At 44.5% G+C, this 272-nt stretch carries 1 protein-coding gene; it reads right to left on the reverse strand.

Going from position 1 to position 272, the window contains the following annotated elements; genetic code table 11:
• The coding region (locus AX662_RS07025; RefSeq protein WP_197414669.1) for a M15 family metallopeptidase at window positions 1–272 on the reverse strand (272 nt) is incomplete at both ends.

Genomic DNA, 272 nt, shown 5'->3' on the forward strand with positions numbered 1-272 from the left:
CCGGTTGAAGCTTCTTTACCTGCTTGGAAACGCACGATAAAGCCATAGTTATGTGCATTGTCTTTAAGCCATTGACTAGCTCGTGCATCCTCAAGCAAGTTACCTGATTTATCAGTCAAGTCAAAGACCAAACCAGTTTGGTGTTCGCTGAACCCAGGACGAGCTGAGTAACGGTCCGCAGCTGCTTGACCATCACGGCTAACATAGTTGTCGTAAAGAGTTTTTTGATAGTCATAAGAACGGAAACCACTGTATGAACGTCCAACATTCAA

The sequence above is a fragment of the Streptococcus sp. CCH5-D3 genome (assembly GCF_001556435.1).
GTDB lineage: Bacteria > Bacillota > Bacilli > Lactobacillales > Streptococcaceae > Streptococcus.